This window comes from Micromonospora globbae (assembly GCF_036184225.1).
Taxonomy (GTDB): Bacteria; Actinomycetota; Actinomycetes; order Mycobacteriales; family Micromonosporaceae; genus Micromonospora; species Micromonospora globbae.
In genome coordinates this window covers 4521996-4547420 of the sequence record NZ_CP108084.1, presented here as the reverse complement: position 1 = coordinate 4547420, position 25425 = coordinate 4521996, and the positions used below count along the sequence as shown (strand labels likewise).

24 protein-coding genes are annotated in these 25425 nt (G+C 74.5%); 20 read left to right on the top strand and 4 right to left on the bottom strand.

Annotation, left to right across the window (positions count from 1 at the left end):
• Nucleotides 1-74: 74 nt before the first annotated feature.
• Nucleotides 75-1121 (bottom strand): hypothetical protein, encoded by a 1047-nt coding sequence (locus OG994_RS20330; RefSeq protein WP_328850643.1) that lies wholly within the window; start codon nt 1119-1121, stop codon nt 75-77.
• An 82-nt stretch (nt 1122-1203) separates the two neighbouring features.
• Between OG994_RS20330 and OG994_RS20325 the strand changes: the two genes are divergently transcribed.
• The 5 genes from OG994_RS20325 (at nt 1204) to OG994_RS20305 (ending at nt 9827) form a co-directional block, all read left to right on the top strand.
• Nucleotides 1204-2244: a S66 family peptidase gene (locus tag OG994_RS20325; RefSeq protein WP_328850642.1), complete on the top strand. Its 1041-nt coding sequence runs from the start codon at nt 1204-1206 to the stop codon at nt 2242-2244.
• A 314-nt stretch (nt 2245-2558) separates the two neighbouring features.
• Complete coding sequence (gene mfd, locus OG994_RS20320; protein WP_328850641.1) at nt 2559-6209, top strand: transcription-repair coupling factor; 3651 nt, start codon at nt 2559-2561, stop codon at nt 6207-6209.
• Nucleotides 6210-6319: 110 nt separating this feature from the next.
• Nucleotides 6320-7108: a SurA N-terminal domain-containing protein gene (locus OG994_RS20315; RefSeq protein WP_328850640.1), complete on the top strand. Its 789-nt coding sequence runs from the start codon at nt 6320-6322 to the stop codon at nt 7106-7108.
• A complete protein-coding gene (locus tag OG994_RS20310; RefSeq protein ID WP_120327666.1) occupies nt 7108-8100 on the top strand; it encodes a nucleoside triphosphate pyrophosphohydrolase in 993 nt (330 codons plus the stop codon). The genes OG994_RS20315 and OG994_RS20310 overlap by 1 nt, the downstream gene beginning before the upstream one ends.
• Before the next feature lie 107 nt (nt 8101-8207).
• A complete protein-coding gene (locus OG994_RS20305) occupies nt 8208-9827 on the top strand; it encodes a DUF885 domain-containing protein (protein WP_328850639.1) in 1620 nt (539 codons plus the stop codon).
• Nucleotides 9828-9894: 67 nt separating this feature from the next.
• Here OG994_RS20305 and OG994_RS20300 read toward each other — a convergent pair whose 3' ends face one another.
• Nucleotides 9895-10587: a hypothetical protein gene (locus OG994_RS20300; RefSeq protein WP_120327668.1), complete on the bottom strand. Its 693-nt coding sequence runs from the start codon at nt 10585-10587 to the stop codon at nt 9895-9897.
• Between the two features lie 225 nt (nt 10588-10812).
• Here OG994_RS20300 and eno point away from each other — a divergent pair, with 225 nt between their 5' ends.
• The 4 genes from eno to OG994_RS20280 are packed head-to-tail and all read left to right on the top strand — an operon-like array spanning nt 10813 to nt 13895.
• Nucleotides 10813-12096 (top strand): phosphopyruvate hydratase, encoded by a 1284-nt coding sequence (gene eno, locus OG994_RS20295; RefSeq protein WP_120327669.1) that lies wholly within the window; start codon nt 10813-10815, stop codon nt 12094-12096.
• A gap of 32 nt (nt 12097-12128) precedes the next feature.
• Nucleotides 12129-12767 carry an FtsB family cell division protein gene (locus OG994_RS20290; protein WP_328850638.1) on the top strand — a complete coding sequence of 213 codons (639 nt, stop codon included), beginning with the start codon at nt 12129-12131 and terminating at the stop codon, nt 12765-12767.
• Between the two features lie 34 nt (nt 12768-12801).
• Complete coding sequence (locus OG994_RS20285) at nt 12802-13359, top strand: DUF501 domain-containing protein (protein ID WP_120327771.1); 558 nt, start codon at nt 12802-12804, stop codon at nt 13357-13359.
• Nucleotides 13356-13895 carry an amino-acid N-acetyltransferase gene (locus OG994_RS20280; protein WP_328850637.1) on the top strand — a complete coding sequence of 180 codons (540 nt, stop codon included), beginning with the start codon at nt 13356-13358 and terminating at the stop codon, nt 13893-13895. Before OG994_RS20285 ends, OG994_RS20280 begins: the two co-directional genes overlap by 4 nt.
• 49 nt (nt 13896-13944) lie before the next feature.
• Here OG994_RS20280 and OG994_RS20275 read toward each other — a convergent pair whose 3' ends face one another.
• Nucleotides 13945-14826 carry an alpha/beta hydrolase family esterase gene (locus OG994_RS20275; protein WP_328850636.1) on the bottom strand — a complete coding sequence of 294 codons (882 nt, stop codon included), beginning with the start codon at nt 14824-14826 and terminating at the stop codon, nt 13945-13947.
• Between the two features lie 93 nt (nt 14827-14919).
• On the opposite strand from OG994_RS20275, the gene OG994_RS20270 reads away from it, so the two are divergent.
• Nucleotides 14920-15903 (top strand): ArsR/SmtB family transcription factor, encoded by a 984-nt coding sequence (locus tag OG994_RS20270; RefSeq protein WP_328850635.1) that lies wholly within the window; start codon nt 14920-14922, stop codon nt 15901-15903.
• A 120-nt stretch (nt 15904-16023) separates the two neighbouring features.
• Nucleotides 16024-16956 (top strand): Ppx/GppA phosphatase family protein, encoded by a 933-nt coding sequence (locus OG994_RS20265; protein WP_328853755.1) that lies wholly within the window; start codon nt 16024-16026, stop codon nt 16954-16956.
• Nucleotides 16957-16983: 27 nt separating this feature from the next.
• Here the strand turns inward: OG994_RS20265 and OG994_RS20260 are convergent, their stop codons facing one another.
• Nucleotides 16984-17610 (bottom strand): LysE family translocator, encoded by a 627-nt coding sequence (locus tag OG994_RS20260; RefSeq protein WP_328850634.1) that lies wholly within the window; start codon nt 17608-17610, stop codon nt 16984-16986.
• 208 nt (nt 17611-17818) lie between these two features.
• Here OG994_RS20260 and OG994_RS20255 point away from each other — a divergent pair, with 208 nt between their 5' ends.
• The 9 genes from OG994_RS20255 to OG994_RS20215 all read left to right on the top strand — a co-directional run bounded on the left by OG994_RS20255 (nt 17819) and on the right by OG994_RS20215 (nt 25381).
• The gene (locus OG994_RS20255) at nt 17819-18151 is read left to right on the top strand and encodes a PadR family transcriptional regulator (RefSeq protein ID WP_120327675.1); all 333 of its coding nucleotides are present in this window, start codon (nt 17819-17821) and stop codon (nt 18149-18151) included.
• Nucleotides 18148-19182: an HAAS signaling domain-containing protein gene (locus OG994_RS20250; protein WP_328850633.1), complete on the top strand. Its 1035-nt coding sequence runs from the start codon at nt 18148-18150 to the stop codon at nt 19180-19182. Before OG994_RS20255 ends, OG994_RS20250 begins: the two co-directional genes overlap by 4 nt.
• Before the next feature lie 234 nt (nt 19183-19416).
• A complete protein-coding gene (locus OG994_RS20245) occupies nt 19417-19932 on the top strand; it encodes an LppU/SCO3897 family protein (RefSeq protein WP_120327677.1) in 516 nt (171 codons plus the stop codon).
• Between the two features lie 212 nt (nt 19933-20144).
• Nucleotides 20145-20828, top strand: coding sequence for a dienelactone hydrolase family protein (locus OG994_RS20240; protein WP_120327678.1), 684 nt, complete (start codon nt 20145-20147; stop codon nt 20826-20828).
• A gap of 19 nt (nt 20829-20847) precedes the next feature.
• Nucleotides 20848-21561, top strand: a complete 714-nt coding sequence (locus OG994_RS20235; RefSeq protein ID WP_396844990.1) for a uracil-DNA glycosylase — start codon at nt 20848-20850, stop codon at nt 21559-21561.
• A gap of 20 nt (nt 21562-21581) precedes the next feature.
• Nucleotides 21582-22382 (top strand): DUF4129 domain-containing protein, encoded by an 801-nt coding sequence (locus tag OG994_RS20230; RefSeq protein ID WP_328850631.1) that lies wholly within the window; start codon nt 21582-21584, stop codon nt 22380-22382.
• Nucleotides 22383-22416: 34 nt separating this feature from the next.
• Nucleotides 22417-23001 (top strand): hypothetical protein, encoded by a 585-nt coding sequence (locus OG994_RS20225; RefSeq protein WP_328850630.1) that lies wholly within the window; start codon nt 22417-22419, stop codon nt 22999-23001.
• On the top strand, nt 23001-24008 hold the full coding sequence (locus tag OG994_RS20220) for an AAA family ATPase (protein WP_120327682.1): 1008 nt from the start codon (nt 23001-23003) through the stop codon (nt 24006-24008). Before OG994_RS20225 ends, OG994_RS20220 begins: the two co-directional genes overlap by 1 nt.
• The gene (locus OG994_RS20215; RefSeq protein WP_120327683.1) at nt 24008-25381 is read left to right on the top strand and encodes a DUF58 domain-containing protein; all 1374 of its coding nucleotides are present in this window, start codon (nt 24008-24010) and stop codon (nt 25379-25381) included. The genes OG994_RS20220 and OG994_RS20215 overlap by 1 nt, the downstream gene beginning before the upstream one ends.
• Nucleotides 25382-25425 lie beyond the last annotated feature (44 nt).

Below are 25425 nucleotides of genomic sequence, written 5' to 3'. Positions count from 1 at the left end.
GCGTACGAAGGACAGCGCTGTCCGACTCCCTGGATCGTATCCGCGCGGAGGCGGATGTACGGAGGGGACCCGCGTCATCCCGTCCCACTCGCCTCGCCGGAGCCGGACCGGACCCGGGTGGGCACGGCGGCGCGACGGCCCCGGACCAGCGTCGCGGTGAGCAGCCCGGCGGCGCCCACCACGGCCCAGACCGCGAGACCCACGGCCGGCCAGAGGGCCGCGCGACCGTGGAAGTACACGGCGGACTTCGTGAGGTCGTTGGCCAGCCCCGGCACGTTCCACCGGTGCATGCCGCGCAGCCCGTCGGGCAGGAACTCCGGCGCGTAGATGCCGCCGGAGCCGGGGTTGCCGACCACGACGAGCAGCAGGATGACCAGCCCGGTTCCGAGGATGCCGAGCCAGCCCTGGATGGCCGAGGCGATCATGGCGGCGGCGAGGACGGTCAGGGCGCCGGTGGCGGCGATGGCCACCAGGTGGTGCGCGAAGGCCCCCAGCCCCGGCCCGACCACGAGGGCCCCGGCGACGCCGAGCACCACGCTGTAGACGGTGAGCGCGGCGATGCGCAGGGCGCTGCGGCGGAGCGTACGCGGGGTCGTGCCGACGGCGATCCCGAGGACGGTCGAGGCGAGGTAGCCGCCGAGGACGTACCCGACGTTCAGGTAGAACGGCACCACGCCGCGCGGGTCCGTCGAGGCGACCGGCACCCGGTCGGTCACCCGCAGCGGGGTGTTCGCGCGCTGGGCGGCGGTGGTGAACACCTGGGCGATGGCGGTGGTGGCGGACGGCCCGGACGCGCTCGCGACGGTGAGGAGCAGGCCACCCTGCGGGTCGGAGGCGAGCACGCCGTACACCTCGCGGTCGTGCAGCCCGTCGTCGGCGGCGGCCGCGTCGTCGTACTCGATCGGTTCGACCACGTGGGACTGGCCTCGCACGGCGGCGAGGACCGCCTCGGCGCGCTGGTCGCCGAGGACGAACCCGACCGGCAGGTCCCGGGGGGTGGGATCGTGCAGCGCGCCCACGTACGCCGCGATGAACGCGACGGCGAGCGCCAGGGTGCCGATCAACAGGCCGGCGGTGCGCAGCAGCCACTCGCGGGCCCGCCCCTCCGATACCTGCTCCACGTCGCCAGCGTAGGGGCAGTTCGCGATGATGATTACGGTTTGCGCAGTGAAAACGCCTTCGCCCCTCCGTTAGCGTCCGGGCATGGTGTCCCTGCGTTACCCGCCGAAGCCCCGCCCCGGCGACCGCGTCGCGGTCGTCTCGCCGTCCGCCGGGCTGCCGGCGGTCTTCCCGCACGTGTACGAGTTGGGGCTGCGCCGGCTGCGCGAGGAGTTCGGCCTCGTGCCCGTCGAGTACCCGACCACCCGGGCGATGGGCGCCGACCCGCGCGACCGCGCCCGGGACCTCACCGCGGCCTTCGCCGACCCGTCGGTCACCGCCGTGCTCGCGACGGTGGGCGGCGACGACCTGATCACCGTCACCCCGTACCTCGACGACGCGGTGCTGCAGGCCAACCCGAAGCCGTACTTCGGCTACTCGGACAACACGAACGTCCTCAACCACCTCTACCGGCTCGGCATCGTGGCGTACCACGGCGGGTCGGTGCTCGTGCACCTCGGCCGGTCGGGCGCGCCGCACCCGATCACGTTCGACTCGCTGCGCGCCGCGCTCTTCGGCTCCGACTGGTACGACCTGACCCCGGCGAAGGAGTGGGGCGACGAGCCGGGCGACTGGCGGGACCCGGCGACGCTCGCCCACGAGCCCGTCATGTTCCCCGGCGAGGGCTGGCTCTGGCAGGGCCCGGAGCGGGTCGTGCGGGGGCGGACCTGGGGCGGCAACCTGGAGATCCTGCACTGGCTGATGGCCGCCGACCGCGTCCCGCCGGCGGCCGACCTCGCGGGGTCGGTGCTGATCGTCGAGATGTCCGAGGAACTTCCGTCGGACACCGAGGTCTTCCGGATCCTCCGGAACATGGGCGAGCGCGGGCTGCTCGCGGCCTTCGCGGCCGTGCTCGTGGGCCGCGCCAAGGCGTGGGACTTCGTCCGTCCGCACACGCCGGAGCAGCGCCGGGAGTACGCGGTGGCGCAGCGGGAGGCCGTCTCGCGGGCGCTCGCGGCCTACAACCCCGACGCCGTGGTGGTCTTCGACGTCGACCTCGGTCACACCGACCCGCAGGTGATCGTCCCGTACGGCGGCGAGGTCCGGGTGGACGCCGTCGCGCGCCGGATCGCGGTGCGTTACTGACGCGCCTCGCGACGAGATCCGCACGATCGGGGAAGATTCGCGCACCATCTGGGAAGATCCGCGCACCATCGGGGCAACAGTGGCCTCCGGGGCGGCCGGAGGCCACTGTTTCCGGGATGCCGTGCGGATCGTGCGGAGCGGCGCGCCCCGCTCCTCGTCCGGTCCGGGCGCAGGTGACAGGGCGGGGCGGAACGGGGCCGGTGTCGGTCGGCGGAGATAGGCTGGGAGTCGTGCACCCCCCGTCCGTCCGGGCGCGGGGGATCTACTCGTGTGCCCGCAGCGCGCCACGCGTGTCGTACTGGAAGTGATCGCAGATGCTCACCGGCCTCTTCTCCGCCGCCCTGGCCGACCCTGGGCTGGCCCGGGCGCGCGACCTCGCGCGCTCCGGCGCCGCGCAGGTCGACGGGCTCGACATCACGGCCCCGCCGGCGCTGCGCCCGTTCGCGGTCGCCGCCGTGGCGGCCGACCAGGGCGGCGCGGGCGCCGACGGCGGGCCGGCGGGCGGGGCCGGCCGACCGGTCCTCGCCGTCACCGCGACCACCCGGGAGGCCGACGACCTGGCCGCCGCGCTGGGCAGCCTGCTCCCCTCCGAGCAGGTGGCCGTCTACCCGTCCTGGGAGACGCTGCCGCACGAGCGGCTCTCGCCGCGGTCGGACACGGTCGGCCGCCGGCTCGCCGTGTTGCGCCGGCTCGCCCACCCGGAGGCCGCCGACGCGCACGGCCGCACCGGTCCGCTGCGCGTCGTCGTGGCCCCGGTGCGCTCGCTGCTGCAACCGCAGCTCAAGGGGCTCGGCGACCTGGAGCCGGTGCAGCTCGCCCCCGGGGCCGAGGCCGACCTGGAGGAGGTCGCCCGCCGGCTCACCGACATGGCGTACGCGCGGGTCGACCTGGTCACCAAGCGCGGCGAGTTCGCGGTGCGCGGCGGCATCCTGGACATCTTCCCGCCCACCGACGAGCACCCGTCCCGCATCGAGTTCTGGGGCGACGAGGTGGAGGAAATCCGCACCTTCGCCGTTGCGGACCAGCGGACCATCGAGCAGGTCGACCGGCTGTGGGCGCCGCCCTGCCGGGAGCTGCTGCTCACCCCCGACGTGCGCCGCCGGGCCGCGGCGCTGGCCGAGCGGCACCCCGAACTCGCCGAGATCCTCGACAAGCTCGCCGAGGGCATCCCCGTCGAGGGGATGGAGTCGCTGGTGCCGGCGCTGCTCGGCAGCGAGAGCCTGGAACTGCTGCTCGACGTCATGCCGGCCGGCACCCACGTGCTGCTCTGCGACCCGGAGCGGATCCGCACCCGGGCGCACGACCTCGTGCGTACCTCCGAGGAGTTCCTCCAGGCCAGCTGGGCCGCCGCCGCCGTGGGCGGCCAGGCCCCCGTCGACCTGGGCGCCGCCGCCTTCCGCAGCCTCGCCGAGGTGCGCGCGGCCGCCGCGAAGCTCGGCCAGCCGTGGTGGACGCTCTCCCCGTTCGGCCTGGCCGCCGAGGGGGAGGCCGCGCCGGAGCGCCAGCCGTGGGAGGACGAGCCGGAGGAGGTGAGCGTCACCCCGGACGACGCGATCGCCGTGACCCTGGCCGCCCAGCCGGCGCCGCTCTACCACGGCGAGACCGCCCGGGTGGTCGACGACCTGAAGCGCTGGTCCGGCGAGGGCTGGTCGATCGCGCTGGTCTTCGAGGGGCACGGCCCCGCCCAGCGGGCGGTCGAGGTGCTCCGCGACGCCGGCCTGGGCGCCCGGCTGACCGAGCAGGTGCCGGACGCGCCGGCCCCCGGTGAGCTGCTGGTCACCTGCGGCTCGCTCAGCGCCGGGTTCGTCGACGAGGCGTCCCGTTTCGTGCTGCTCACCGGCAACGACATCACCGGCGGGCGGGGCGCCTCGACCCGCGACATGCGCCGGATGCCGAGCCGCCGGCGCAACACCATCGACCCGCTGGAGCTCAAGGCCGGCGACTACGTGGTGCACGAGCAGCACGGCATCGGCCGCTACATCGAGCTGGTGCAGCGCACGGTCAACGGCGCCAGCCGGGAGTACCTGGTCATCGAGTACGCGCCGAGCAAGCGCGGCCAGCCCGGTGACCGGCTCTTCGTGCCCACCGACCAGCTCGACCAGCTCAGCCGGTACGTCGGCGGCGAGCAGCCCACCCTGCACAAGATGGGCGGCTCGGACTGGCAGAAGTCCAAGGCCAGGGCCCGCAAGGCGGTGCGGGAGATCGCCGCCCAGCTGATCCAGCTCTACGCCGCGCGGAAGGCGTCCAAGGGGCACTCGTTCGGCCCGGACACCCCGTGGCAGCGGGAGCTGGAGGACGCCTTCCCGTGGCAGGAGACGCCCGACCAGCTCGCCGCCATCGAAGAGGTCAAGCGGGACATGGAGCAGTCGATCCCCATGGACCGGCTGATCTGCGGCGACGTGGGCTACGGCAAGACCGAGATCGCGGTGCGGGCGGCGTTCAAGGCGGTGCAGGACGGCAAGCAGGTGGCCGTGCTCGTGCCGACGACGCTGCTCGTGCAGCAGCACTACAACACGTTCGCCGAGCGGATGAGCCAGTTCCCGGTGACGATCCGGCAGCTGTCCCGCTTCCAGACGCCGAAGGAGGCCGAGCAGACGCTCGCCATGGCCGCCGACGGCACGGCCGACATCGTCATCGGCACCCACCGGCTGCTCCAGTCGGCGACGCGCTTCAAGCAGCTCGGTCTGGTGATCGTCGACGAGGAGCAGCGCTTCGGCGTCGAGCACAAGGAGCACCTGAAGACCATGCGGGCCTCGGTCGACGTGCTGAGCATGTCGGCCACGCCGATCCCGCGCACCCTGGAGATGGCGATCACCGGCATCCGGGAGATGTCCACGATCGCCACCCCGCCGGAGGAGCGCCACCCGGTGCTCACGGCGGTGGGGGCGTACGACGACCGGCAGGTGGCCGCGGCCATCCACCGCGAGCTGCTCCGCGACGGGCAGGTCTTCTACGTGCACAACCGGGTCGAGTCGATCGAGCGGGCGGCCCGGCGCATCCGCGAGCTGGTGCCCGAGGCGCGGGTCGCGGTGGCGCACGGCCAGATGGGCGAGGACGCCCTCGAGAAGGTCATGGTCGGCTTCTGGGAGAAGGAGTTCGACGTGCTGGTCTGCACCACGATCGTGGAGTCCGGCATCGACATCCCGAACGCCAACACCCTGATCGTCGAGCGCGCCGACCTGCTCGGCCTGGCGCAGCTGCACCAGATCCGCGGCCGGGTCGGCCGGGGGCGGGAGCGGGCGTACGCGTACTTCCTCTACCCGCCGGACAAGCCGCTCACCGAGCAGGCGCACGAGCGGCTGGCGACCATCGCCCAGCACACCGAGCTGGGCGCCGGCATGTACGTGGCCATGAAGGACCTGGAGATCCGCGGCGCCGGCAACCTGCTCGGCGGCGAGCAGTCCGGGCACATCGAGGGCGTGGGCTTCGACCTGTACGTGCGGATGGTCGGCGAGGCGGTGCAGGCGTTCAAGGGCGAGCACGCCGAGGAGGAAATCGAGGTCAAGGTCGACCTGCCGGTCGACGCGCACCTGCCGCACGACTACATCGGCGTGGAGCGGCTGCGGCTGGAGATGTACCGCAAGCTCGCCGAGGCCCGCGACGAGGAGCGGCTGCGCGAGGTGGTGGCCGAGATGACCGACCGCTACGGCGAGCCGCCCGCTCCCGTGCAGAACCTCGTGGCGGTGGCCCGGTTCCGGCTGCTGGCCCGCCGGTACGGCCTCACCGACGTGTCGATGCAGGGCCGGCACATCCGGTTCAGCCCGCTGCCGCTGCCCGACTCGAAGCAGATGCGGCTCAAGCGCTACCACCCGGACGCGGTCTACAAGCAGGCCACCGACCAGGTCAGCGTCCCGCGGCCGAGCACCCGACGCGTCGGCGGTGAGCCGCTGCGCGACCAGGCGCTGCTGGAGTGGTGCGCCCAGCTCCTCACCGACGTCCTGGGCGAGCCCGCACTCGTCGGGTGACCGTCGTACGCCCCGACCCGTGGCCACCGGCTGCGGGTCGGGGCGGCGTCGTGCCCGGTGGACGGTGGGGGGCGTCACAGCCGGGGGTCCGGCATGAGAGAGTGGCGCACATGCGTGCTCGTCGTCTGATCGCTGCCGCCGGCGTCGCGGCCCTCGGTCTCTGCTCCCTCACCGCCTGTGGGAAGTCCGCTCCGGACGTCGCCGCGTACGTCGGTGACACCAGTTGGTCGATCGCCCGCGTCGACGAGCTGTACGACGATGTCCAGGCGAAGTACGGCGAGGCAGTCCGCCAGGACGCGGCCCGCGCCGGCGCGACGCCGTCGCCCGAGCAGCTGCGAGCCTCGGTGACCCGGCAGGACGTGCTCAACCTCCTGGTGAGCCTCGAACTGGGCAAGCGGGTGGCGGCCGAGAAGAACATCCAGGTGCCGGACGAGGTCGGCCCCGAGCAGCTCCAGCAGGCCCTGGGTGTGCCCGCCACGGCCGAGTACACCCGGCTGTGGGGCGAGTGGGTCGACGTGCTGCAGACGCTCAACCGGCAGCTCCCGCCGGCCGAGCTCAGCGACGACGCCGTGATGGCCGTCTACGGGGCGATCGCCAAGACCGGGGCCATCGAGTCCGGCATGACCGTCGACCAGGTCCGGCAGGCGTTCGGCGACGGCGGCTTCGTCCGTTCCGCCTCCGCGGTGAGCGCCGCCCTCCAGGATGAGGCCGAGCGGGCGGACGCCTCCGTCAACCCGCGGTACGGGCAGGTCGGCGTGCCGTCGTTCGTGAACAGCGCCCAGGGCCTCGTCTTCTACTCGCTGCCGTACATCAACCACGACGGCCCGGTCACCGACATCTCGACTCCCGAGCCGGCGGCCCCGGCGGACGGGGAGACGGCGGGCGGCACGGCCGGCTGATGGCGGGTCGGATCGTCCTGCTGGTCACCTCGCCCCGGCTGCCGGCCGGGCTGCTGACCGCCGCCGCCTGGGACGTCGTACGGTCGGCGCCGGTGCTGACCGGCGCGGAGAGCGAGCTGACCGTGGCGATCCGCACGGCGGGCGGCCGGGTGAGCGTCGTCGACGGGCCGGCCACGCAGCCGCTGCTGGACGCGGTGGGCGCGCACGGCACGGCCGTCTGGCTGGCCGGGCCCGGCGGCGACGAGCCCCTCGCCCGGGAGCTGGGCCTGCGGCTGGCCCGGGAGCCGGGTCTCGCCGAGCTGGAGCTGATGTACGGCTCGTGGGACCCGCCCGGCGCGCGGCTGCTCGACGCGGTGGCCGTCATGGACCGGCTGGCCTCTCCGGGCGGTGACCCGTGGAAGCGGGCGCAGACGCACGAGAGCCTGGCCCATTTCCTCCTCGAGGAGTGCTACGAGGCGTACGACGCGATCGACGCGGGCGACACCGACGCGCTCCGCGAGGAACTGGGGGACGTGCTGCTCCAGGTGCTGCTGCACGCCCGGCTCGCCGAGGAGCTGCCCGAGGGTGAGCGGTGGACCGTCGACGACGTGGCCGGCGGGCTGGTCGACAAGATGATCCGCCGCAACCCGCACGTCTTCGCCGGGGCCGAGGCGGGCACCATCGAGGAGATCACCGCCAACTGGGACCGCATCAAGCGGGCGGAGAAGCCGCGCGGGTCGGTGCTGGACGGGGTGGCGCTCAGCCAGCCGGCCCTCGCCCTGGCGGCGAAGATCCTGCAACGCGCGGAGCGGTTCGGGCTGGCCGTGCCCCCGCCGCTGGCCGAGGGGCAGGTCGACGCGGAGTCCCGGCTCGGCGCGAGCCTGCTCGCCACGGTGGCCGCCGCCCGCGAGGCCGGCCTCGACGCCGAGGCCGCGCTGCGTCGCGCCGCCCTGGCGTACGCCGACGCCGTCCGCGCGGCGGAACCCCCGCCCCCCACCGACGAACCTGGATGATCATGAGGTTGGCGGGGCGGACACGCCCGTTCCGACCCGCCAACCTCATGATCAACGGGGTTCGGGTTCGGGCGGCCGGTGGCGGTCGGTGCCGGTAGGGTCGGCGGGTGGAATCGTTTGCCCCGCTGGCCGAGCGGATCGTCGAGGCGCTGCTGGAGAGCCGACCCGGGCTGGCCACGGCCGCCGGTGACCACCGCTTCGACGACCGGCTGCCCGACTTCTCGCCCGACGGTCGCACCGCCGACCGCACGATGCTCACCGACGCGGCCAACGCGCTCTCCGAACTCGACCCGGCCGCGCTCGACGTCGAGGACCAGGTCGACCACGCACTGCTCAGCGCCCTGGTCGACCGGGAGCTGTTCGAGCTCACCGAGATCCGGGCGTACGAGTGGGACCCGCTGCGGCACAACCCGGGCCCGCTGCTGCACGCCATCGTGGCCCGCCCGTACGCGCCCGCGGACGTACGGCTGACCCAGCTCGCCGGTCGGCTCGCCGCCATCCCGGACGCGCTGGCCATCGCCCGCGGGACGCTGCGCGACATGCCCCGCATCCACGCGGAGACGGCGGTCGGCCAGTTCACCGGCACGGCGGCGCTGATCCGCGACGAGGTGCCGAAGCTCCTCACCGAGGAGCCCGCGTTGCACGACCGCGTGGAACCCGCCGCCACGGCGGCGATCGCGGCGCTGGAGGAGTTCGTGGCCTGGCTGCGGGCCGGGCTGGCCGCCGACGCCGGCCCGGGGCGCGATCCCCGGCTGGGCCGGCGCCGGTGGGAGGCGCGGCTCTGGCACACCCTCGACACCGAGCTGGGCGCCTCGGAGGTCCTCGCCCGGGCCTGGGCCAACCTGGACCGGGTCACCGAGCAGATCCGGGAGGCGGCCGTCGAGCTGGTCGGCGGCCCGGCCGACGACGAGACCGTACGCCGGGCGCTCGACCTGCTCGCCGCCGAGCACCCGGACGACCACACCATCGTCGACCTGGCCGGGGTGACCCTGGACGAGGCGACGGACTTCGTCCGCGCCCACGACCTCGTCACGCTCGTCGACGACCCGTGCGTGATCCAGGAGATGCCGGAGTTCGCGCGCGGCGTGGCCGTGGCCTACTGCGACTCGCCGGGCCCGCTGGAGACCGCGGACGTGCCGACCTTCTACTGCATCGCGCCCACCCCGTCCGACTGGCCGGCGCACCGGGTGGAGTCGTTCTACCGCGAGTACAACGACCACATGATCCGCAACCTCACGGTCCACGAGGCGATGCCGGGGCACTTCCTCCAGCTCGCCCACGCCCGCCGGTACGCCGGCCGGACCCGGGTGCGGGCGCTGGCCGAGTCCGGCCCGTTCATCGAGGGCTGGGCCGTCTACGCCGAGGAGCTGATGGCCGGGCTCGGCTTCGGTGGCCTGCCGGTGCGGTTGCAGCAGCTCAAGATGCAGCTGCGGATGACCATCAACGCGCTGCTGGACCAGCTCGTGCACTGCGAGGAGATGCCCGAGGCCGAGGCGATGGCGCTCATGACCGGGCGCGGGTTCCAGGAGGAGGGCGAGGCGGCCGGCAAGTGGCGGCGGGCGCTGCTCACCTCGACCCAGCTCTCCACGTACTTCGTGGGCTACAGCGAGGTCGCCGAGATCGCCGCGGCCCGTCCGGACGGCGTGTCGCTGCGCGACTGGCACGACGCGATGCTCGCGCACGACTGCCCGCCCCCGCGCCACCTGCGTACGCTGCTCGGCCTGTGAGCCGGGATGCGCGGCCGGTGGGACGAGGGCGTCCGCGTCGACTACCCCGTCGGTGGCGGGGCCCCGGTCAGGAGCCGTTCGGGCGGCGGTCGACCACGCCGGCGCCGGCCGGCAGGTCGAAGACCGACCCGTCGACCGTCTCCGAGTAGCGGCTCAACGCCACCTCGACCGCCTTGCCGTCGACCTGCCCGGTGAAGCTGCCGAGCACCCCCTCGGTGGTCACGCAGGCGGTGAAGTCCTCGCCGGCCCGGTCGACGTCCACGCACGTGGCGTGGTGCCCGGCCACGGTGGTGTCGCTCTGGCCGATGACCGCGTCGGGGTCGAGCGCGGCGGCGGTGAGCATCCCCACGACGACCGGCGGCGTGACCATGCCGCGCCGCTTGGCCTCGGCGAAGACGGCCACCGACGGCTTGCTCGCCGTGGTCGGGGGCGGGGTCAGCGTGCAGGTCGTCCGGCCGCCGGCGATCTCGCACTGGGTGGTGGCCTCGGCGGTGACGGTGAGCTTGCCGCCGGGGTAGCTGTACGCCGAGCGGGCCGGGTCCTGCGCCTGCGCGATCGAGGCCGTCTGCCCGCCGGGCAGCTGGTAGTCGGCGGAGTAGGTCAGCTCGAGGGCCCGGTCCAGCCGGGCGGCGAGGTCGTTGACGAGATCGGCGCGGCCGACCACCCGTCCGGCGTCGTCCAGGGCCTGACAGCCGGTCACTGTGAGCGACGCGATGACCGACACGGCGAGCATCCGGAGTTTCGTCGAGGCGGCGGGCATGCGGCAAGCCTTGTCGATCGGGTCCGTGCGATGCAAACCGGTTGCCGGTTGAGGCCGGAGAATCCGGGAATGTCCGGGCACGGTGCCGCGAAGGTCGGCTTTCCGGCGGGCGGCGTACGCCCGGACGGCCCGGGCTCACCGGCCGCCCGCTACGCTGCGTTCAACACCTGCCTCAGCCGCACCGTCGCGGCCCGCACCCGAACGACACATACGAGGAGCGACTCAGTGGCAACCATCGAGGGAATCGTCGCCCGGGAGATTCTCGACTCGCGGGGCAATCCCACCGTCGAGGTCGAGGTCGGTCTGGACGACGGCACGGTGGCCCGCGCCGCGGTGCCCTCCGGCGCCTCCACCGGCGCCTTCGAGGCGCTCGAGCTGCGCGACGGTGACGCCGACCGCTACCAGGGCAAGGGCGTCGAGAAGGCCGTCTCGAACATCGAGGACCGGATCGTCGACCAGATCATCGGCTACGAGGCCAGCGAGCAGCGCCTCATCGACCAGAAGATGATCGACATCGACGGCACGGACACCAAGTCCGAGCTGGGCGCGAACGCGATCCTCGGGGTGTCCCTGGCCGTGGCGAAGGCGGCCGCGGGCAGTGCCGAGCTGAGCCTCTTCCGCTACCTGGGCGGGCCGAACGCGCACCTGCTCCCGGTGCCGATGATGAACATCCTCAACGGTGGCGCGCACGCGGACTCCAACGTCGACATCCAGGAGTTCATGATCGCGCCGATCGGCGCGCCCAGCTTCCGTGAGGCGCTGCGGTCCGGCGCCGAGGTCTACCACGCCCTGAAGTCGGTGCTGAAGAAGAAGGACCTCTCCACCGGCCTGGGCGACGAGGGCGGCTTCGCGCCGAACCTGCCCACCAACTCCGCGGCCCTCGACCTCATCGCCGAGGCCGTCGAGAAGGCCGGCTACCGGCTCGGCACCGACATCGTGTTCGCGCTCGACGTGGCGGCCACGGAGTTCTGCGAGAACGGCGTCTACACGTTCGAGGGCGCGAGCAAGTCCGCCGAGGAGATGAGCAACTACTACACCAAGCTCATCGGCGACTACCCGATCGTCTCCATCGAGGACCCGCTCTCCGAGGACGACTGGAGCGGGTGGCAGACCCTGACGGCCGCGGTGGGCGACCGCATCCAGATCGTGGGCGACGACCTGTTCGTCACCAACCCGCAGCGCATCGCCCGGGGCATCGCGGAGAAGGCCGCCAACGCCGTGCTGGTCAAGGTGAACCAGATCGGTTCGCTGACCGAGACCCTCGACGCCGTCGACCTGGCGCACCGGGCCGGCTTCAAGTGCATGATGAGCCACCGTTCCGGCGAGACCGAGGACACCACGATCGCCGACCTCGCCGTGGCGACCGGCTGCGGCCAGATCAAGACCGGTGCGCCGGCGCGTTCCGACCGGGTCGCCAAGTACAACCAGCTCCTGCGGATCGAGGAGGAGCTGGGCGACGCGGCGCGGTACGCCGGCGTGGGCGCGTTCCCGCGCTACCGTTCGGCCTGAGACGCGCGAGGCCTCGGGGGAGGGGTGTGACGATGCAGCAGCGCCGCACACCGGGTGGTCAGCGTCCCGTCCGCCGGCCCGGCACGTCCGGGCGGCCGGGCGGGGCCCGCGCCGCCCGGGGTTCGCTCCGGGAGGCCGGCGTCCGCGCCGAGCCGCGGGGGACCGCCGGTCGCGCGCCGGGGGCCGCCCGCGGCAGCGAGGGCGTACGCTCCGTCAACCGACCCGCGGCGGCCCGGCGTACCGGGGCCGGCGGGCCGGTCAAGCGGCTGTCCGCACCCCACCCCCGACGCTTCACGGGGCGGGCCACCGTGCTGTTCGCGGTGCTCATCGCGCTCGCCCTCGCGTACACCTATCCGGTCCGGGTCTACCTCGACCAGCAGGCCGACATCGAGCGGATGGAGGCCTCCCAGGCAGCCCAGGAGAAGCTGATCGCCGAGCTGTCCGAGAAGGCCGCCAAGTGGCAGGACGACGCCTTCATCGAGACGAAGGCGCGGGAGCGGTTCTTCATGGGCCGGCCGGGCGAGAAGCTGGTGATCCTGCTCAACGACCCGGAGGGCGCCGCCCGGGACGCGGGCGAGCCGGCGCCCAGCGCGTCGGCCACGCCCGACCCCTGGTACGACACCCTGTGGTCGAGCGTCCGGGCGGCCAACGGCGAGCAGCCCGCCAACTGAGCACCAGTCGAGCAGCGAACGAGAGATGGGCACCGTGACTGTCGTACCACCGCAGGAGCCGGCGGCGGATTCCGTACCCCCGCCGCGGCGGGAACCGGCCACGGAGGCCGACCTGGCCGCGGTGGCCGCGCAGCTCGGCCGCCCGCCCCGCGGCACCCGGGCGGTGGCCCACCGCTGCCCCTGCGGGCTGCCCGACGTGGTCGAGACGACGCCGCGGCTGGCCGACGGCACCCCGTTCCCCACGCTGTACTACCTCACCTGCCCCCGGGCGACCGGGGCGTGCAGCCGGCTGGAGTCGGCCGGCCTCATGAAGGAGATGGCCGAGCGGCTGGCGGCCGACCCGGAGCTCGCGGCCCGCTACCGGGCCGCGCACGAGGACTACCTGGCCCGGCGGGAGGCGATCGGCCACGTGCCGGAGATCGCCGGCATCTCCGCCGGCGGGATGCCGGGCCGGGTGAAGTGCCTGCACGTGCACCTCGGCCACGCGCTCGCCGCCGGCCCGGGGGTCAACCCGTTCGGCGACGAGACGCTGGCGCTCGTCGAGCCCTGGTGGACGGCCGGGCCCTGCGTGGACGTGCCGGACGGCGAATGAGCGCCGGCGCGGAGCCGCCCGTCGCGGCGGCGGACGAGATCCTCGTGCGGCGGGCCCGCACGCGCGACGTGCGGGGGATCCGCCGGCTGGTGGACACCTACACCGACGACCGCCGGCTGCTCAGCAAGGCCACCGTCACGCTGTACGAGGACGTGCAGGAGTTCCGCGTCGCGGTGCGCGCCGACGACGAGACGGTGATCGGCTGCGGCGCCCTGCACGTGATGTGGGAGGACCTCGCCGAGATCCGCACGGTCGCGGTCGACCCCGCCTACCGGGGACGCAAGATCGGGCACCGGATCGTGGGCGAGCTGATCGACGCGGCCCGCGAGCTGGGCGTGGCCCGGATCTTCGTGCTCACGTTCGAGACCCACTTCTTCGGCTCGTTCGGCTTCACCGAGATCGACGGCGCGCCGGTCCCGCAGCAGGTGTACGAGCAGCTGTTGCGCTCGTACGACGAGGGTGTGGCGGAGTTCCTCGACCTGGAGCGGGTCAAGCCGAACACGCTCGGCAACACCAGGATGCTGCTGCGTCTCTGAGCCGGGCAGCCGGCCGTTTCTTCCGGCCCGTTCCGGCCCGGCGCGCCGGTCACGGGCGGCGCGGGTGCGCGGCGAAGAAGTCCCAGATCAGGTCGGTGGCCGACACGCCGGCGTCGGGATCGGCGAGTTGCCCGGTGGCCGCACCGGGCCACGCGTGGCCCATCTCGGGCAGGGTGTAGACGGTGACGTCGCTGCCGTCGGCGCAGCGCGCGTCGGTGCGGGTGACTCCCGGCGCCCCGCCCGGCGCGGCCGGCGCCGGCCGGCAGCCGAGCCGTCGCTGCCAGGTCCGCATGCCCTCCCGGAACACGTCGGCGTAGCGGTCCTGCCCGCCGATGAACGTGATCACCGAGACCGGGCGGGTCGGCACGTAGTCGTCCGCCTCCGTCCGTGGCCCGCCGTAGCCGCCGCTGACCGCGCCGATGGCGGCGAAGACGCCCGACGCCTCGACCGCCGCCCGGAAGCTCATGTCGCCGCCGTTCGAGATGCCCGTGAGGTAGACGCGGTCGGGGTCGGCACCCCACGTCCGGACGAGGTGCTCGGTGAGCGCCGTGAGGAAGCCGACGTCGTCGGCGTCGCCGCAGCAGATCAGGGCGTTGAAGCCGCCGCCGGTCCCGTCCGGGTACGCCACCAGGACGTCCTCCCGGTCGGCGACGGCGTCCAGACCCGCCATCTCGCGGATCGCCGCGCCGCTGCCGGGGTACGGGTGCAGCGCGATGACCAGGGCGGTGGGCGTCGCCCGGTCGTACGTCGGTGGGGCGTGCAGGAGGTAGGTGCGTTCCCGGCCGCCGTGCGGGAGGGTGAGCCGGTGGTCCCCGGGACCGGGCTCGGCGGCCCCACCGGCCGCGGACGGCGCCGGCGTGGCGGCGCCCCCGTCGCACGCGGCACCGGCCAGTGCCAGTCCCGCCGCCGCCACCGCCAGCAACCGCCGCATGCCTGCCCCCTTCGTGATGGCGCACACCGTCGGTCGCCGGACACCGACCGGTCAACCCTTTCGGCGCTGGCCGAAGACCGGCAGGCTGCTCCCATGCTTCGCCTCCGGCTGCGATCGGCGGACCTGCGCCAAATCTGCTTCGCCGACCGCCCGCATCCGGCCGGCATGGCACTGCTGGCCAGCCAGGCGCTGCGGGGCCCGACGGTCGCCGTGACGGCCCCCGTGCTGGCCGGCCGGGCCGCCGAGGCGGTCCGGAACGACGACGTACGGGCCGCGAGCGCCGCCCTGCGGCACCTGCTGCCCGCCCGTGGCCGGCTGCCGGACTTCCTGACCCCGTTCGACGGTCTGGACTCGCTGGCGGCTGGCCTCGACGCGATCCGGGCCACGCCGACCTGGCGGGTGCGGGCGGACGTCCGCGCCGCGTACGCCGGCCTCCCGCCCACCCCGATGCGCCGGCGTTTCGCGGCCGCCGACCCGGAGGTGTTCGACCTGCTCGCGGCGGCGACCCGCACCTGGTTCGACGCCGTGCTCGCACCACACTGGACCGACCTGGGGCGCTCGCACCGGCAGCAGGTGGCCGCCGCCGCGCACCGGTACGCGTTCGCCGGTGTGGACGGTCTGCTCGGCGGGCTGCACCCGCTGATCCGGTGGAACCCGCCCGTGCTGGAGGTCGACACGTGGTGGGACGGCGACCTGCCCGGGACCGGGCACGGGCTGATCCTCGTGCCCTCGCCGCTGTCGGGCGTCCGCCCGCGTGCGCTCGTCGAGCCGGGCCGCCCGGTCCTGCTCGTCTACCCGGTCTCCATCGCGTCACCGGCAGCCTCGGCCGGGCCGGACGTCCTCGCCCGGCTGGTCGGCCGGACCCGGGCCGCCGTGCTGCGCCGGCTCGCCGAACCCGGTGAGCACAGCACGACCACGCTCGCCCGGGCCGTCGAGGTGAGCCTCGCGTCGGCGTCGGAGCACACGGCGGCGCTGCGGGCGGCGGGTCTCGTCGACACCGAACGGGTCGGCGGAAGCGTCCGGCACCGGCTGACGCCGCTCGGCGCGCACCTGCTGGCCGCTTCTCCGTCGGCGTGACGGGCACTGCGGGGCCGCCGCTGCCGTCGCCTGGCTCACGCCGACCGGAGGCCGCTCGGCTCGCGGTGACCGGGCCGCCGGCCGGCCGCCTGCCGTAGGGTTGCGGACGTGACGACGCGCGTGGCCGCCATCGACTGCGGGACCAACTCCATCCGACTCCTGGTCGCCGACCTGCCCGATCCCGGCGCGGGGCCGGAGGCGCCGCTGGCCGACCTCAGCCGCCGGATGGAGATCGTCCGGCTCGGCCAGGGCGTGGACCGGACCGGACGGCTGGCGCCGGAGGCGATCGAGCGCACCCGGGTCGCGCTGGCCGACTACGCGACCGAGATCGAGAAGCTCGGCGCCGAACGGGTGCGGATGGTGGCCACCTCGGCCACCCGGGACGCCGCGAACGCCGACGAGTTCCGCACGATGGTGGAGCGGACGCTCGGCGTGGCCCCCGAGGTGGTGAGCGGCGACGAGGAGGCCCGGCTGTCCTTCACCGGGGCGGTCCGCGGGCTGCCCGCCGACGCGAAGGCGCCGTTCCTCGTGGTCGACATCGGCGGTGGGTCGACCGAGTTCGTGGTGGGCACCCGCGACGGTGGGGTGCAGGCGGCGGTGTCGATGGACATCGGCTGCGTGCGGATGACCGAGCGGCACCTGCACGGCGACCCGCCCGGCCTCGACGAGATCGCCGCGGCCCAGGCCGACATCGCGGTCGCCGTCGACCGGGCGCTGGAGGTGGTGCCCGGGCGCGAGGCGGCCACACTGGTCGGGCTCGCCGGGTCGGTCACCACCGTGGTCGCGATCGCCGAGGGCCTGCAGGCGTACGACCCGGGTCGCATCCACCACGCCCGGGTCCCGTACGACAAGGTGGCCGACGTGACCGCCGATCTGCTCGCGAAGACGCGGGAGCAGCGGCTCGCCATCCCCGTGATGCACCCGGGCCGGGCCGACGTGATCGGCGCGGGCGCGCTCGTGCTGCGGGTGATCATGGAACGGGCCGGCATGCCCTCGGTCGTCGCCTCCGAGCACGACATCCTCGACGGCATCGCCTGGAGCCTGCAGCGGTAGCGACGCCGACGCGGGCCGTCGGGCCGGTCAGGTGCGCTCGGTGGCGAGGCGCGCCCCGAAGCCGAGCAGGGCGCACCCGGTGAGCCCGTCGAGCCAGCGGCGCACCCGCCGGCGGGAGAGGACCTGCCGGGCGCGGTGCAGCGCGCCGACCAGGAGGAGCAGGTAGAGCAGCGACAGCACCGCGTGGCTGAGCGCGAAGGCGGCCAGCACCGCCAGCGGTGCCGAGCCGCCGACGAACTGCGGCAGCACCGCGAGGTAGAAGGCGAGCACCTTCGGGTTGGTGATGTTGGACAGGAAACCCTGCCGGAAGCCGGTGAGCGCCTGGCCGGGCGGGGCGGTGCCGCCGTCGAGCGGCGCGTACCGGCCGGCCCACGCCGAGCGCCACGCCTGCACGCCGAGGTACGCCAGGTAGGCCACGCCCGCCCAGCGGATCGCCTCGAACAGCGGCTGGGAGCGGACGACGAGCGCGCCCAGGCCGGCCGCGGCCGCGAGCCCCTGCACGGCGTTGGAGACGGTGACGCCGACGGCGCTCCACGTCCCCCGGCGTCGACCCGAGGCCAGCGTGTTGCGGGTGACCACCGCGAAGTCGGGGCCGGGGATGAGGATCAGCACGAGGGCGAAGACCAGGAAGGTCCCGTAGCTGCTCCACGACATGCCCCGACCCTACGACCATCCGGCGGAACCGGCGATCCACGGACCCGACGATCGGGCCCTGACCGGCCCGGCCCGGGCGCAGGCCCGGCCCAGGGGCGGGCCAAGACGGGCGGGTCGGGGCTCGGCGGACCCGGCGCCCGGGGACACGCGGGTACCGGTGGTGCTGTTCGATTGACGGTACTTCGCATAACACAGTAGTGTGCGATGCGTGGACACCACGCAGCTGTTGAAGGGCGTGCTGGATCTCGCCGTGCTCGCCGTCCTCCGGGACGAGGACGGCTACGGCTACGACATCCTCCGCCGGCTCCGCGAGGCGGGCCTCGAGGAGGTCGGCGACGCGTCGGTCTACGGCACCCTGCGCCGGCTCTTCGCCGCCGGGCTGCTGACGACGTACGTCGTGCCGAGCGAATCCGGACCGCACCGCAAGTACTACTCGCTGAACGCGGCCGGGCGGGACCAGTTGACCCGTTCCGGCAAGCTCTGGCGTTCGTTCGCCACCACCATGGACGCACTGCTCGACGAACGGGGGGTGGCGGCGTGACCGTCACGGAGCAGGAGATCACGGAGTACGTCGAGCGGGTGCGCGCGGCCCTGGCCGACCTGCCCGCGGCGGTCCGCGACGAGTTGACCGAGGACCTGGCCGAGCACCTCGCCGAGGTGGCCGCGGAGGCCGGCGGCTCCCTCGTCGACCGGCTCGGCGCGCCCGAGGCGTACGCCGCGGAGCTGCGGGCCGCCGCCGGCGCGCCGAGCGTCGGCCGCCGTACGCTCGACCACCGGCTGGCCGCCGCCGTGCACCGGACGCGCGGCCGGCTGCGCACTCTGGACGCCCGGCTCGGGCCGCCCCTGGGCTACGCGACCGCGAGCGAGTTCCTGCGGCTGCTCCGCCCGGCCTGGTGGGTGCTGCGCGCCTACCTGGCGGCGATGCTGGTCACCACGGTCAGCACGGGCGGCAGCTTCGGGCTGCTGCCGCGCTTCGGCGGCGAACTCCTCGCCGGTCTGATGCTGCTCGCCGGCCTCGTCCTCGTGTCGGTCTGGCTCGGTCGCCGCTCCGAGGGGCTGCACGGCTGGCCCCGTTGGGCGCTGCACGCCAGCAGCGTGGTGCTCGTCGTCTTCGCGCTGGCCGGGCTCGCCAACGCCGAGAACCGGGCCGGCTACTACCCCTACGACCCGATCGCCGTGAACAACCCGTACGACGCGGTCCGGGACGTCTTCGTCTACGACAGCGAGGGGCGGCTCGTGGAGAACGCGCGGCTCTTCGACCAGGACGGCAACCCCATCCGGCTCGGCTATCCGGACTGTGTGGACGAGTGGGACGCGAACGGCAACCCGCTGCTGCGCCCGTACCCGTACTGCCCGGACCGGGCGCCCTTCGCGCCGCGGGCGCCGGCCCACCATCCGTCGACGGCGCCGGTCCTGCCGCCGCTGGGCACCCCGTCGGCCACACCCGACCCGACCGTCGACCCGACGGGGACGGCGCCGCCGACCGCCACCCCGAGCGGTACGCCCGCGCCGACCGGCAGCGCCGGCACGCCCGCGCCGACCGCTACCCCGGCGCCCACCGCGACCCGCTGAGCTGTCCATTCGCGTCCGACCGTCACCACGTGGCGGCCGGACGCCCATGGACGCCGGCGGCCGTGGCGGTCGGACGCCCGCGGAGGCCGGCGGCCGTGGCGGTCGGACGCCGGCGGCCGTGCGGCCGGCGACGAAGCTGGGAAATACCTGAACGGATGAGGCCGGCGGGACGGCGGGCGGAGTTGATGATCGTTACGGTGTCGTCTGCTCATCAACCCCTCGGAAGGAACCCCCGTGTCAGAGCAGGTCGCACCGCCCCCCTCGGCCAGCCCCGAGCAGCCCCAGCCGGCGGAGCAGGCGGCGCCCCCGGTCACGCCCCCGGCCGAGCCGGCCACGTCCCCGGCGGCGCCGGAGACGAAGAAGTCCGGCGGCAGGAAGGCGCTCGGCATCCTGAGCGCGATCGTCGTCGTCGTGGTCGTCGCCGGGCTCAAGTTCGGCCTCGCCACCGCCATCCGCGGGTTCTTCGACAAGGACCCGACGGCCGAGGCGAAGGCCGGCGACTGCATCGCCGAACTGCCCGAGGTCACCGGCACCGAGGAGGAGGAGGTCGACGGCGCCAAGGTCGTGGACTGCACCTCGACGGAGGCCGTGTACACGGTGGTCGGTCGCGTCGACGGGCAGACCGAGGCGCAGGCGCAGTCCGGCGCCGGGTGCGACCCGTACATCAAGGAGGACCAGGAGGGCTACCTCTTCTACAGCATCGAGCCGGGCAAGACCGGGTACCTGCTCTGCCTCACCAAGAAGTCCTGACAGACCACGGTCCGGCCGGTCCGGCCGGTCCGGACGGCCCCGACGGCGGCGCGACGACGGTGCGCGCCGCCGTCGGCGTACGCCGGGTCGACACGGAACCAACAGGAGGTGAACGCCACTGCTCCCGCCTCTTCCCGGGGCGGTCGTGGCGTGGCAGGCTACCGCCACTGGGCGACCAGCCAACGATGACTGACCGCTAGGAGGACGGGCCGATGGGCGAAATGGTGAGGTACCGCAGCCAGGGCACGAGCGAGGGGTATCTCGCGATACCCTCCGGCGGTGCGGCCAGCCCGGCGGTCATCGTCATCCAGGACTGGTGGGGTCTGGTGCCCCACGTACGCGCGGTCGTGGACCGGTTCGCCGAGGCCGGCTTCGTCGCGCTCGCCCCGGACTTCCGGCACGGCGGGCCGGCCAGCAAACCGAGTGAGCCGCGGCAGATGCTGAACAGCGTCCAGATGGACGAGGCCGCCTCCGACATCGCCGCCGCGGCCGACTACCTCGCCGGCCGGATCGAGGTCGCTGGGAAGGTCGGCTGCGCCGGCTTCTGCGCCGGGGCCAGCCTGGCCCTCTGGGCGGCGAGCCGGTCGGAGCGGATCGTCGCCACCGCGGCCTTCTACCCCCGCCTGCCCTGGGAGGGGATGCGCACCGAGTGGACCGACTACGCCGGCAAGGCGGCGATCATCCACTGCTCCGAGGCGGACGGCACCTCCGCCGACGACGGCGTGCAGACCGTACGCGACGCCATCGAGAAGGCCGGCGGCACCTGCCAGACCTACGACTACCCCGGCACCGCCCACGCGTTCTTCAACGAGGACCGGCCGGAGAACTACGACCAGCGGGCCGCCGCCACCGCCTGGGCGCGCACCCTCGAACTCTTCCGGGCGAAGCTTGGCTGAGCCGCGTACCCCGCACGAGGTGGTCGACCGCGCGGCGCGGGCGGCCGACCTGGCCGACCTCGACGCGGCGGTGAGCGACTGCTTCGCCTGCCCCCGGCTCGTGGACTGGCGGGAGGAGGTGGCCCGCACCCGGCGGGCGGCGTTCCGCGATCAGCGGTACTGGGGTCGTCCGGTTCCCGGCTTCGGCCCGCCCGACGCGCGGATCGCCATCCTCGGTCTCGCGCCCGCGGCCCACGGCGGCAACCGCACCGGCCGGATCTTCACCGGTGACCGCTCCGGCGACGTCCTCTTCGCCGCGCTGCACCGCGCGGGCCTGGCCAACCAGCCGACGAGCGTCGCCGCGGACGACGGACTCACGGTGCGTGACATGCGGATCTTCTCGGCGGTGCGGTGCGCCCCGCCGGACAACAAGCCGACCCCGCAGGAGCGGGACACCTGTGCGCCCTGGCTGCACCGGGAGGTCGCGCTGATCCGGCCGACGCTGCGCGTGGTCGTGGCGCTGGGCGCCTTCGCGTGGGCCGCCTGGTGGCCCGTGCTGCGGCACGTCTACGGAATCCGTCCGCCCAGCCCGCGACCGGCCTTCGCCCATGGGGCACACTGGTCCGGCACGGCCGCACCGGATCTGCTCGGCTGCTACCACGTCAGCCAGCAGAACACCTTCACAGGGCGGCTGACACCAGGAATGCTGGACGACGTGTTCGCCCGGGCGAAGCAGTTGGCCGGAGTGGACTGAAGCTGCGTGGGGCGGTGGCCATGACGAAGAGTACGCGTCAGCCCGCACCGCAGTCCCCGGTCGCGGAGGACGGCGCCCCGGCCGGTCCCGGCCCGTTGCGCCGCTGGTGGCCGGTCGCCGCCGTGGTCCTGCTGCTCGTCGGCGCCGGGATCGCCGCCGCGAACTCCTCGCTCGGGGCGAGCCGGATCCCGCCGGCCGCCGAGGGCATCCCGCTGGTTCCCGAGTACCCGAGCGAGTTCCCGACGGCGCCGCCCTCGATCCCCGTCGAGCCCCGCGACGCCGGCCAGGCCAACCTGCCCGACCTGCCATCGTGGATCGTGACGGCCGCCATCGTGCTGGCCGGGCTGGCCGTGGTCGCCGCCCTCGGCTACCTGCTCTGGGCGCCGATCCGGAACGTCCTGCGCCGCCGCCACCGCCCGCTGCCGCAGCGGCCGGGACGCACGGCCGAGGGCACCGCGCGGGAGGTGGTGGCCGCCGTCGACGCCGGCCTCGTCGAGCTGGACGACGAGGACGTCGACCCCCGGGTTGCGGTCATCGCCTGCTGGGTACGCCTCGAGGAGGCCGCCGCGGCGGCGGGCGTTCCGCGGCTGGCCGGCGACACCTCCACCGACCTGGTCCTCCGCCTGCTCCGCGGCGACCCCTCCGCCGGTGTGCCGGCGATCGTGAGCGCCGACGTGCTCGCCGAGTTCGCCCACGTCTACCGTGAGGCGCGGTACGCCACCCGACCGGTCGACGAGCGCACCCGCGACCAGGCCCGGGCGGCGCTGCGCCGGCTGCGCGGTGAACTCACCGCCGTGACCTCCGATGAGGTGCCGGCGTGAGCGGACATTCCCTGCGGCGAGGGGGAGCACCGGCATGAGCGGCAGCGCGAGCATCGACGAGCTGCTCAGCTTCGAGGAGGAGCGGCCGAGGCCCGACGGGCGGGGCCGCAGCGGCTGGCTGGGTCAGGCACTGCGGTCGCTGGCCGCCGCGGCGGCGGTGGTCGTCGTCGTGATCGTCGCCCTGCGCGCGGTCGGGCTGCGGGTGTCGCTGCTGGTCCTGATCGCCGGTGTGGTCGCGCTCTTCGCCGTACGCCGGGTCGTCGCCGCGCTCGCGCCCACGCCGCTGCCGAAGCCCCGCCCCCCGGCTTCCGCCGTGGAGGACGGCACCTGGAACTGGGGTGCCCAGGACGCGTTGCGCCGGGCGATCAACGGCTGGGAGTGGCCGTTGGAGTGGTCGAACACCCGGCCGGAGCGGTTCAGCACCGTCATCCTCCCCCGTCTGCAGGAGCTGGCCGACGAACGGCTGCGCCTCCGGCACGGTGTGACCCGCGAGTCGGACCCGGCCCGTGCCCGTGCCCTGCTGGGCGAGCGGCTCTGGGCGTTCCTGGAGACCCCGCCCCGCCGCCCCCCGTCGCCGCGCGACCTCGCGGCGATCGTCGCCGAACTGGAGAAGATCTGATGAACGACGTGGACCGGAGCATGCCCCCCGTGGAGGTCGGCCACCTGGCCCGGGCCGTGCTGGACGCGGTCGGCTCGGTCGTGGTCGGCAAGCGGGACGCGTTGGAGCTGGTCCTCGCCGGGATCCTGGCGGGCGGGCACGTGCTGCTGGAGGACCTGCCGGGCCTCGGCAAGACCCTCACGGCGCGCTCCTTCGCCCAGGCGCTCGGGCTGGACTTCCGTCGACTCCAGTTCACGCCCGACCTGCTGCCCGCCGACGTCACCGGCTCGTTCCTCTACGACCAGCGCAGCGGCGACTTCACCTTCCGCGCCGGCCCGGTGTTCACCAACCTGCTGCTCGCCGACGAGATCAACCGGACCCCGCCGAAGACGCAGTCGGCCCTGCTGGAGGCCATGCAGGAGAAGCAGGTCTCGGTGGAGGGCGTCACCTACCGGCTCGACGAGCCGTTCCACGTGCTGGCCACCGCCAACCCGGTCGAGTACGAGGGCACCTACCCGCTGCCGGAGGCGCAGCTCGACCGGTTCCTGCTCCGCGTCTCCTTCGGCTACCCCGCGCACGAGGAGGAGTGGGAGGTGCTGCGCCGCCGGATGGCCCGCCGCCGGGAGGAGGCGGAGATCAAGCCGGTGGTGGACGCCGCCACGCTGCGCGCCATGCAGGCCGCGCTGGAGGACGTGGTGGTCGAGGACTCGATCGGCCGCTACATCGTCTCGCTCACCGCGGCCACCCGCGAGCACCCGTCGGTGCTGGTGGGGGCCTCGCCCCGTGGCTCGCTGGCGCTGCTTCTGCTGTCCCGGGTCCGGGCCGTGTTCGCCGGACGGGACTACGTGGTGCCGGAGGACGTCAAGGAGGTGGCGGCGCCGGCGCTGGCACACCGGATCACGCTGCGCCCCGAGATGTGGCTGCGGCGGGTGGACCCGTCCTTCGTGGTCGGTGAGGTGCTCGAGGGCACGCCGGCCCCGGCCAGCGGCGCCCTGCCCAGCTACGCGGCCGGCCGGCCCGGGCTCTGATGGGCGGACCGAGCGTGCCGGAGCAGCCACCGGTGGCGGGCTGGACGCCGACCCGGGCACTGGGCCGGGCCGTCCTCCTCACCGGTCTGCTGCTGCTGGCCGGCGTCGTGCTCGGGCGCGTCGACCTGGTGGTCCTGGCCACCCCGTTCGCGCTCGGCACCGCGTACGCGCTGCGCCGCCGGCCCCGCGCGCTGCCCGAGGTGTGGATCGACGCCGACGACGCCCACCTCGTCGAGGGCGCTGAGATGGGCCGCACGGTGACGCTCGGCAACCCGGACGCCGTGGAGTACGAGGTCGCCGTGGTCCGCAGCCGGGTCTCGCCGTGGCTACGGATCGAGCGGGTCGGGTTCGCGGGCGGTGCGACGGCCGGCGGGAAGACGGTGGCCGACCGGCCGTTCGTCACGTCGGTGCCCGCCGCGACGGCGGTCGACCTGGAGCTGGCCGGCACGGCGCTGCGGTGGGGGCGGCACCCGATCGGTCCGGCCGGCGCACGTGTCGCCGCGGCCGGCGGGATGCTCGTGTCCCGGGCGGTGATCACCGAACCGGTCCGCGTGCGGGTGTACCCGAAGACCGAGCCGTTCGAGGCGGTCGAGGCCATGCCCCGGGCCGCCGGCCTGGTCGGCGCGCACCACTCCCGCCGGCCCGGCGAGGGCGGCGAGCTGGCCGGCGTCCGCGTCTTCGCGCCGGGGGACCGGCTGCGGCGGATCGACTGGCGGGTGTCGCTGCGGGCACGGCAGCTGCACGTCGCCGCCACCCTCTCCGACCGGGACGCCGAGGTGGTGGTCCTGCTCGACGTGCTCGCCGAGGCGGGCCGCTCGGGCGGCGTCGACGGCGCCGCCTCGGTGCTGGACACGACGGTGCGGGCCGCCGCCGCCATCGCCGAGCACTACCTGCACCGCGGGGACCGGGTCTCCCTGCTGGAGTACGGCCCGGCCGCGCGCCGGCTGCGCCCGGCCACCGGGCGGCGGCAGTACCTGACCGTGCTGGAGTGGCTGCTCGACGTGCGGGCCCACGCCAGCTCGCACGAGCCGTACGACCAGGTGTTCGGCCCGCAGCTGCTCTCCGCGGACGCGCTCGTGGTGGTGCTGACCCCGCTGCTGGACGAGCGGTCGGCGCAGATGCTCGCCCGACTGGCCCGCTCGGGCCGGTTCGTGGTGGCGGTGGACACGCTCCCGGCGAACCTGAGCCCACCGAAGGACCAGGGCTGGGCCGAGGTGGCGTACCGACTGTGGTGGCTCGACCGGGACACGATGATCGCCCAGCTGCGCGAACACGGCGTACCGGTGGTGCGCTGGGCCGGCGCCGGAAGCCTCGACCAGGTGCTCCACGACGTGGCCCGGCTCGCCACCGCGCCCCGGGTGGGTGCCCGGTGAACCCGCGGTCGGCCGTCCGGCGGCCCACGGCCGGCGGGGGAGGG

Coding starts and splice junctions, on each gene's coding strand:
- OG994_RS20325 (WP_328850642.1), top strand. CDS start 1,204: ATGGTGTCCCTGCGTTACCCGCCGAAGCCCCGCCCCGGCGACCGCGTC.
- mfd (WP_328850641.1), top strand. CDS start 2,559: ATGCTCACCGGCCTCTTCTCCGCCGCCCTGGCCGACCCTGGGCTGGCC.
- OG994_RS20315 (WP_328850640.1), top strand. CDS start 6,320: ATGCGTGCTCGTCGTCTGATCGCTGCCGCCGGCGTCGCGGCCCTCGGT.
- OG994_RS20310 (WP_120327666.1), top strand. CDS start 7,108: ATGGCGGGTCGGATCGTCCTGCTGGTCACCTCGCCCCGGCTGCCGGCC.
- OG994_RS20300 (WP_120327668.1), bottom strand. CDS start 10,587: ATGCCCGCCGCCTCGACGAAACTCCGGATGCTCGCCGTGTCGGTCATC.
- OG994_RS20290 (WP_328850638.1), top strand. CDS start 12,129: ATGCAGCAGCGCCGCACACCGGGTGGTCAGCGTCCCGTCCGCCGGCCC.
- OG994_RS20280 (WP_328850637.1), top strand. CDS start 13,356: ATGAGCGCCGGCGCGGAGCCGCCCGTCGCGGCGGCGGACGAGATCCTC.
- OG994_RS20275 (WP_328850636.1), bottom strand. CDS start 14,826: ATGCGGCGGTTGCTGGCGGTGGCGGCGGCGGGACTGGCACTGGCCGGT.
- OG994_RS20270 (WP_328850635.1), top strand. CDS start 14,920: ATGCTTCGCCTCCGGCTGCGATCGGCGGACCTGCGCCAAATCTGCTTC.
- OG994_RS20260 (WP_328850634.1), bottom strand. CDS start 17,610: ATGTCGTGGAGCAGCTACGGGACCTTCCTGGTCTTCGCCCTCGTGCTG.
- OG994_RS20240 (WP_120327678.1), top strand. CDS start 20,145: ATGGGCGAAATGGTGAGGTACCGCAGCCAGGGCACGAGCGAGGGGTAT.
- OG994_RS20230 (WP_328850631.1), top strand. CDS start 21,582: ATGACGAAGAGTACGCGTCAGCCCGCACCGCAGTCCCCGGTCGCGGAG.
- OG994_RS20225 (WP_328850630.1), top strand. CDS start 22,417: ATGAGCGGCAGCGCGAGCATCGACGAGCTGCTCAGCTTCGAGGAGGAG.
- OG994_RS20220 (WP_120327682.1), top strand. CDS start 23,001: ATGAACGACGTGGACCGGAGCATGCCCCCCGTGGAGGTCGGCCACCTG.
- OG994_RS20215 (WP_120327683.1), top strand. CDS start 24,008: ATGGGCGGACCGAGCGTGCCGGAGCAGCCACCGGTGGCGGGCTGGACG.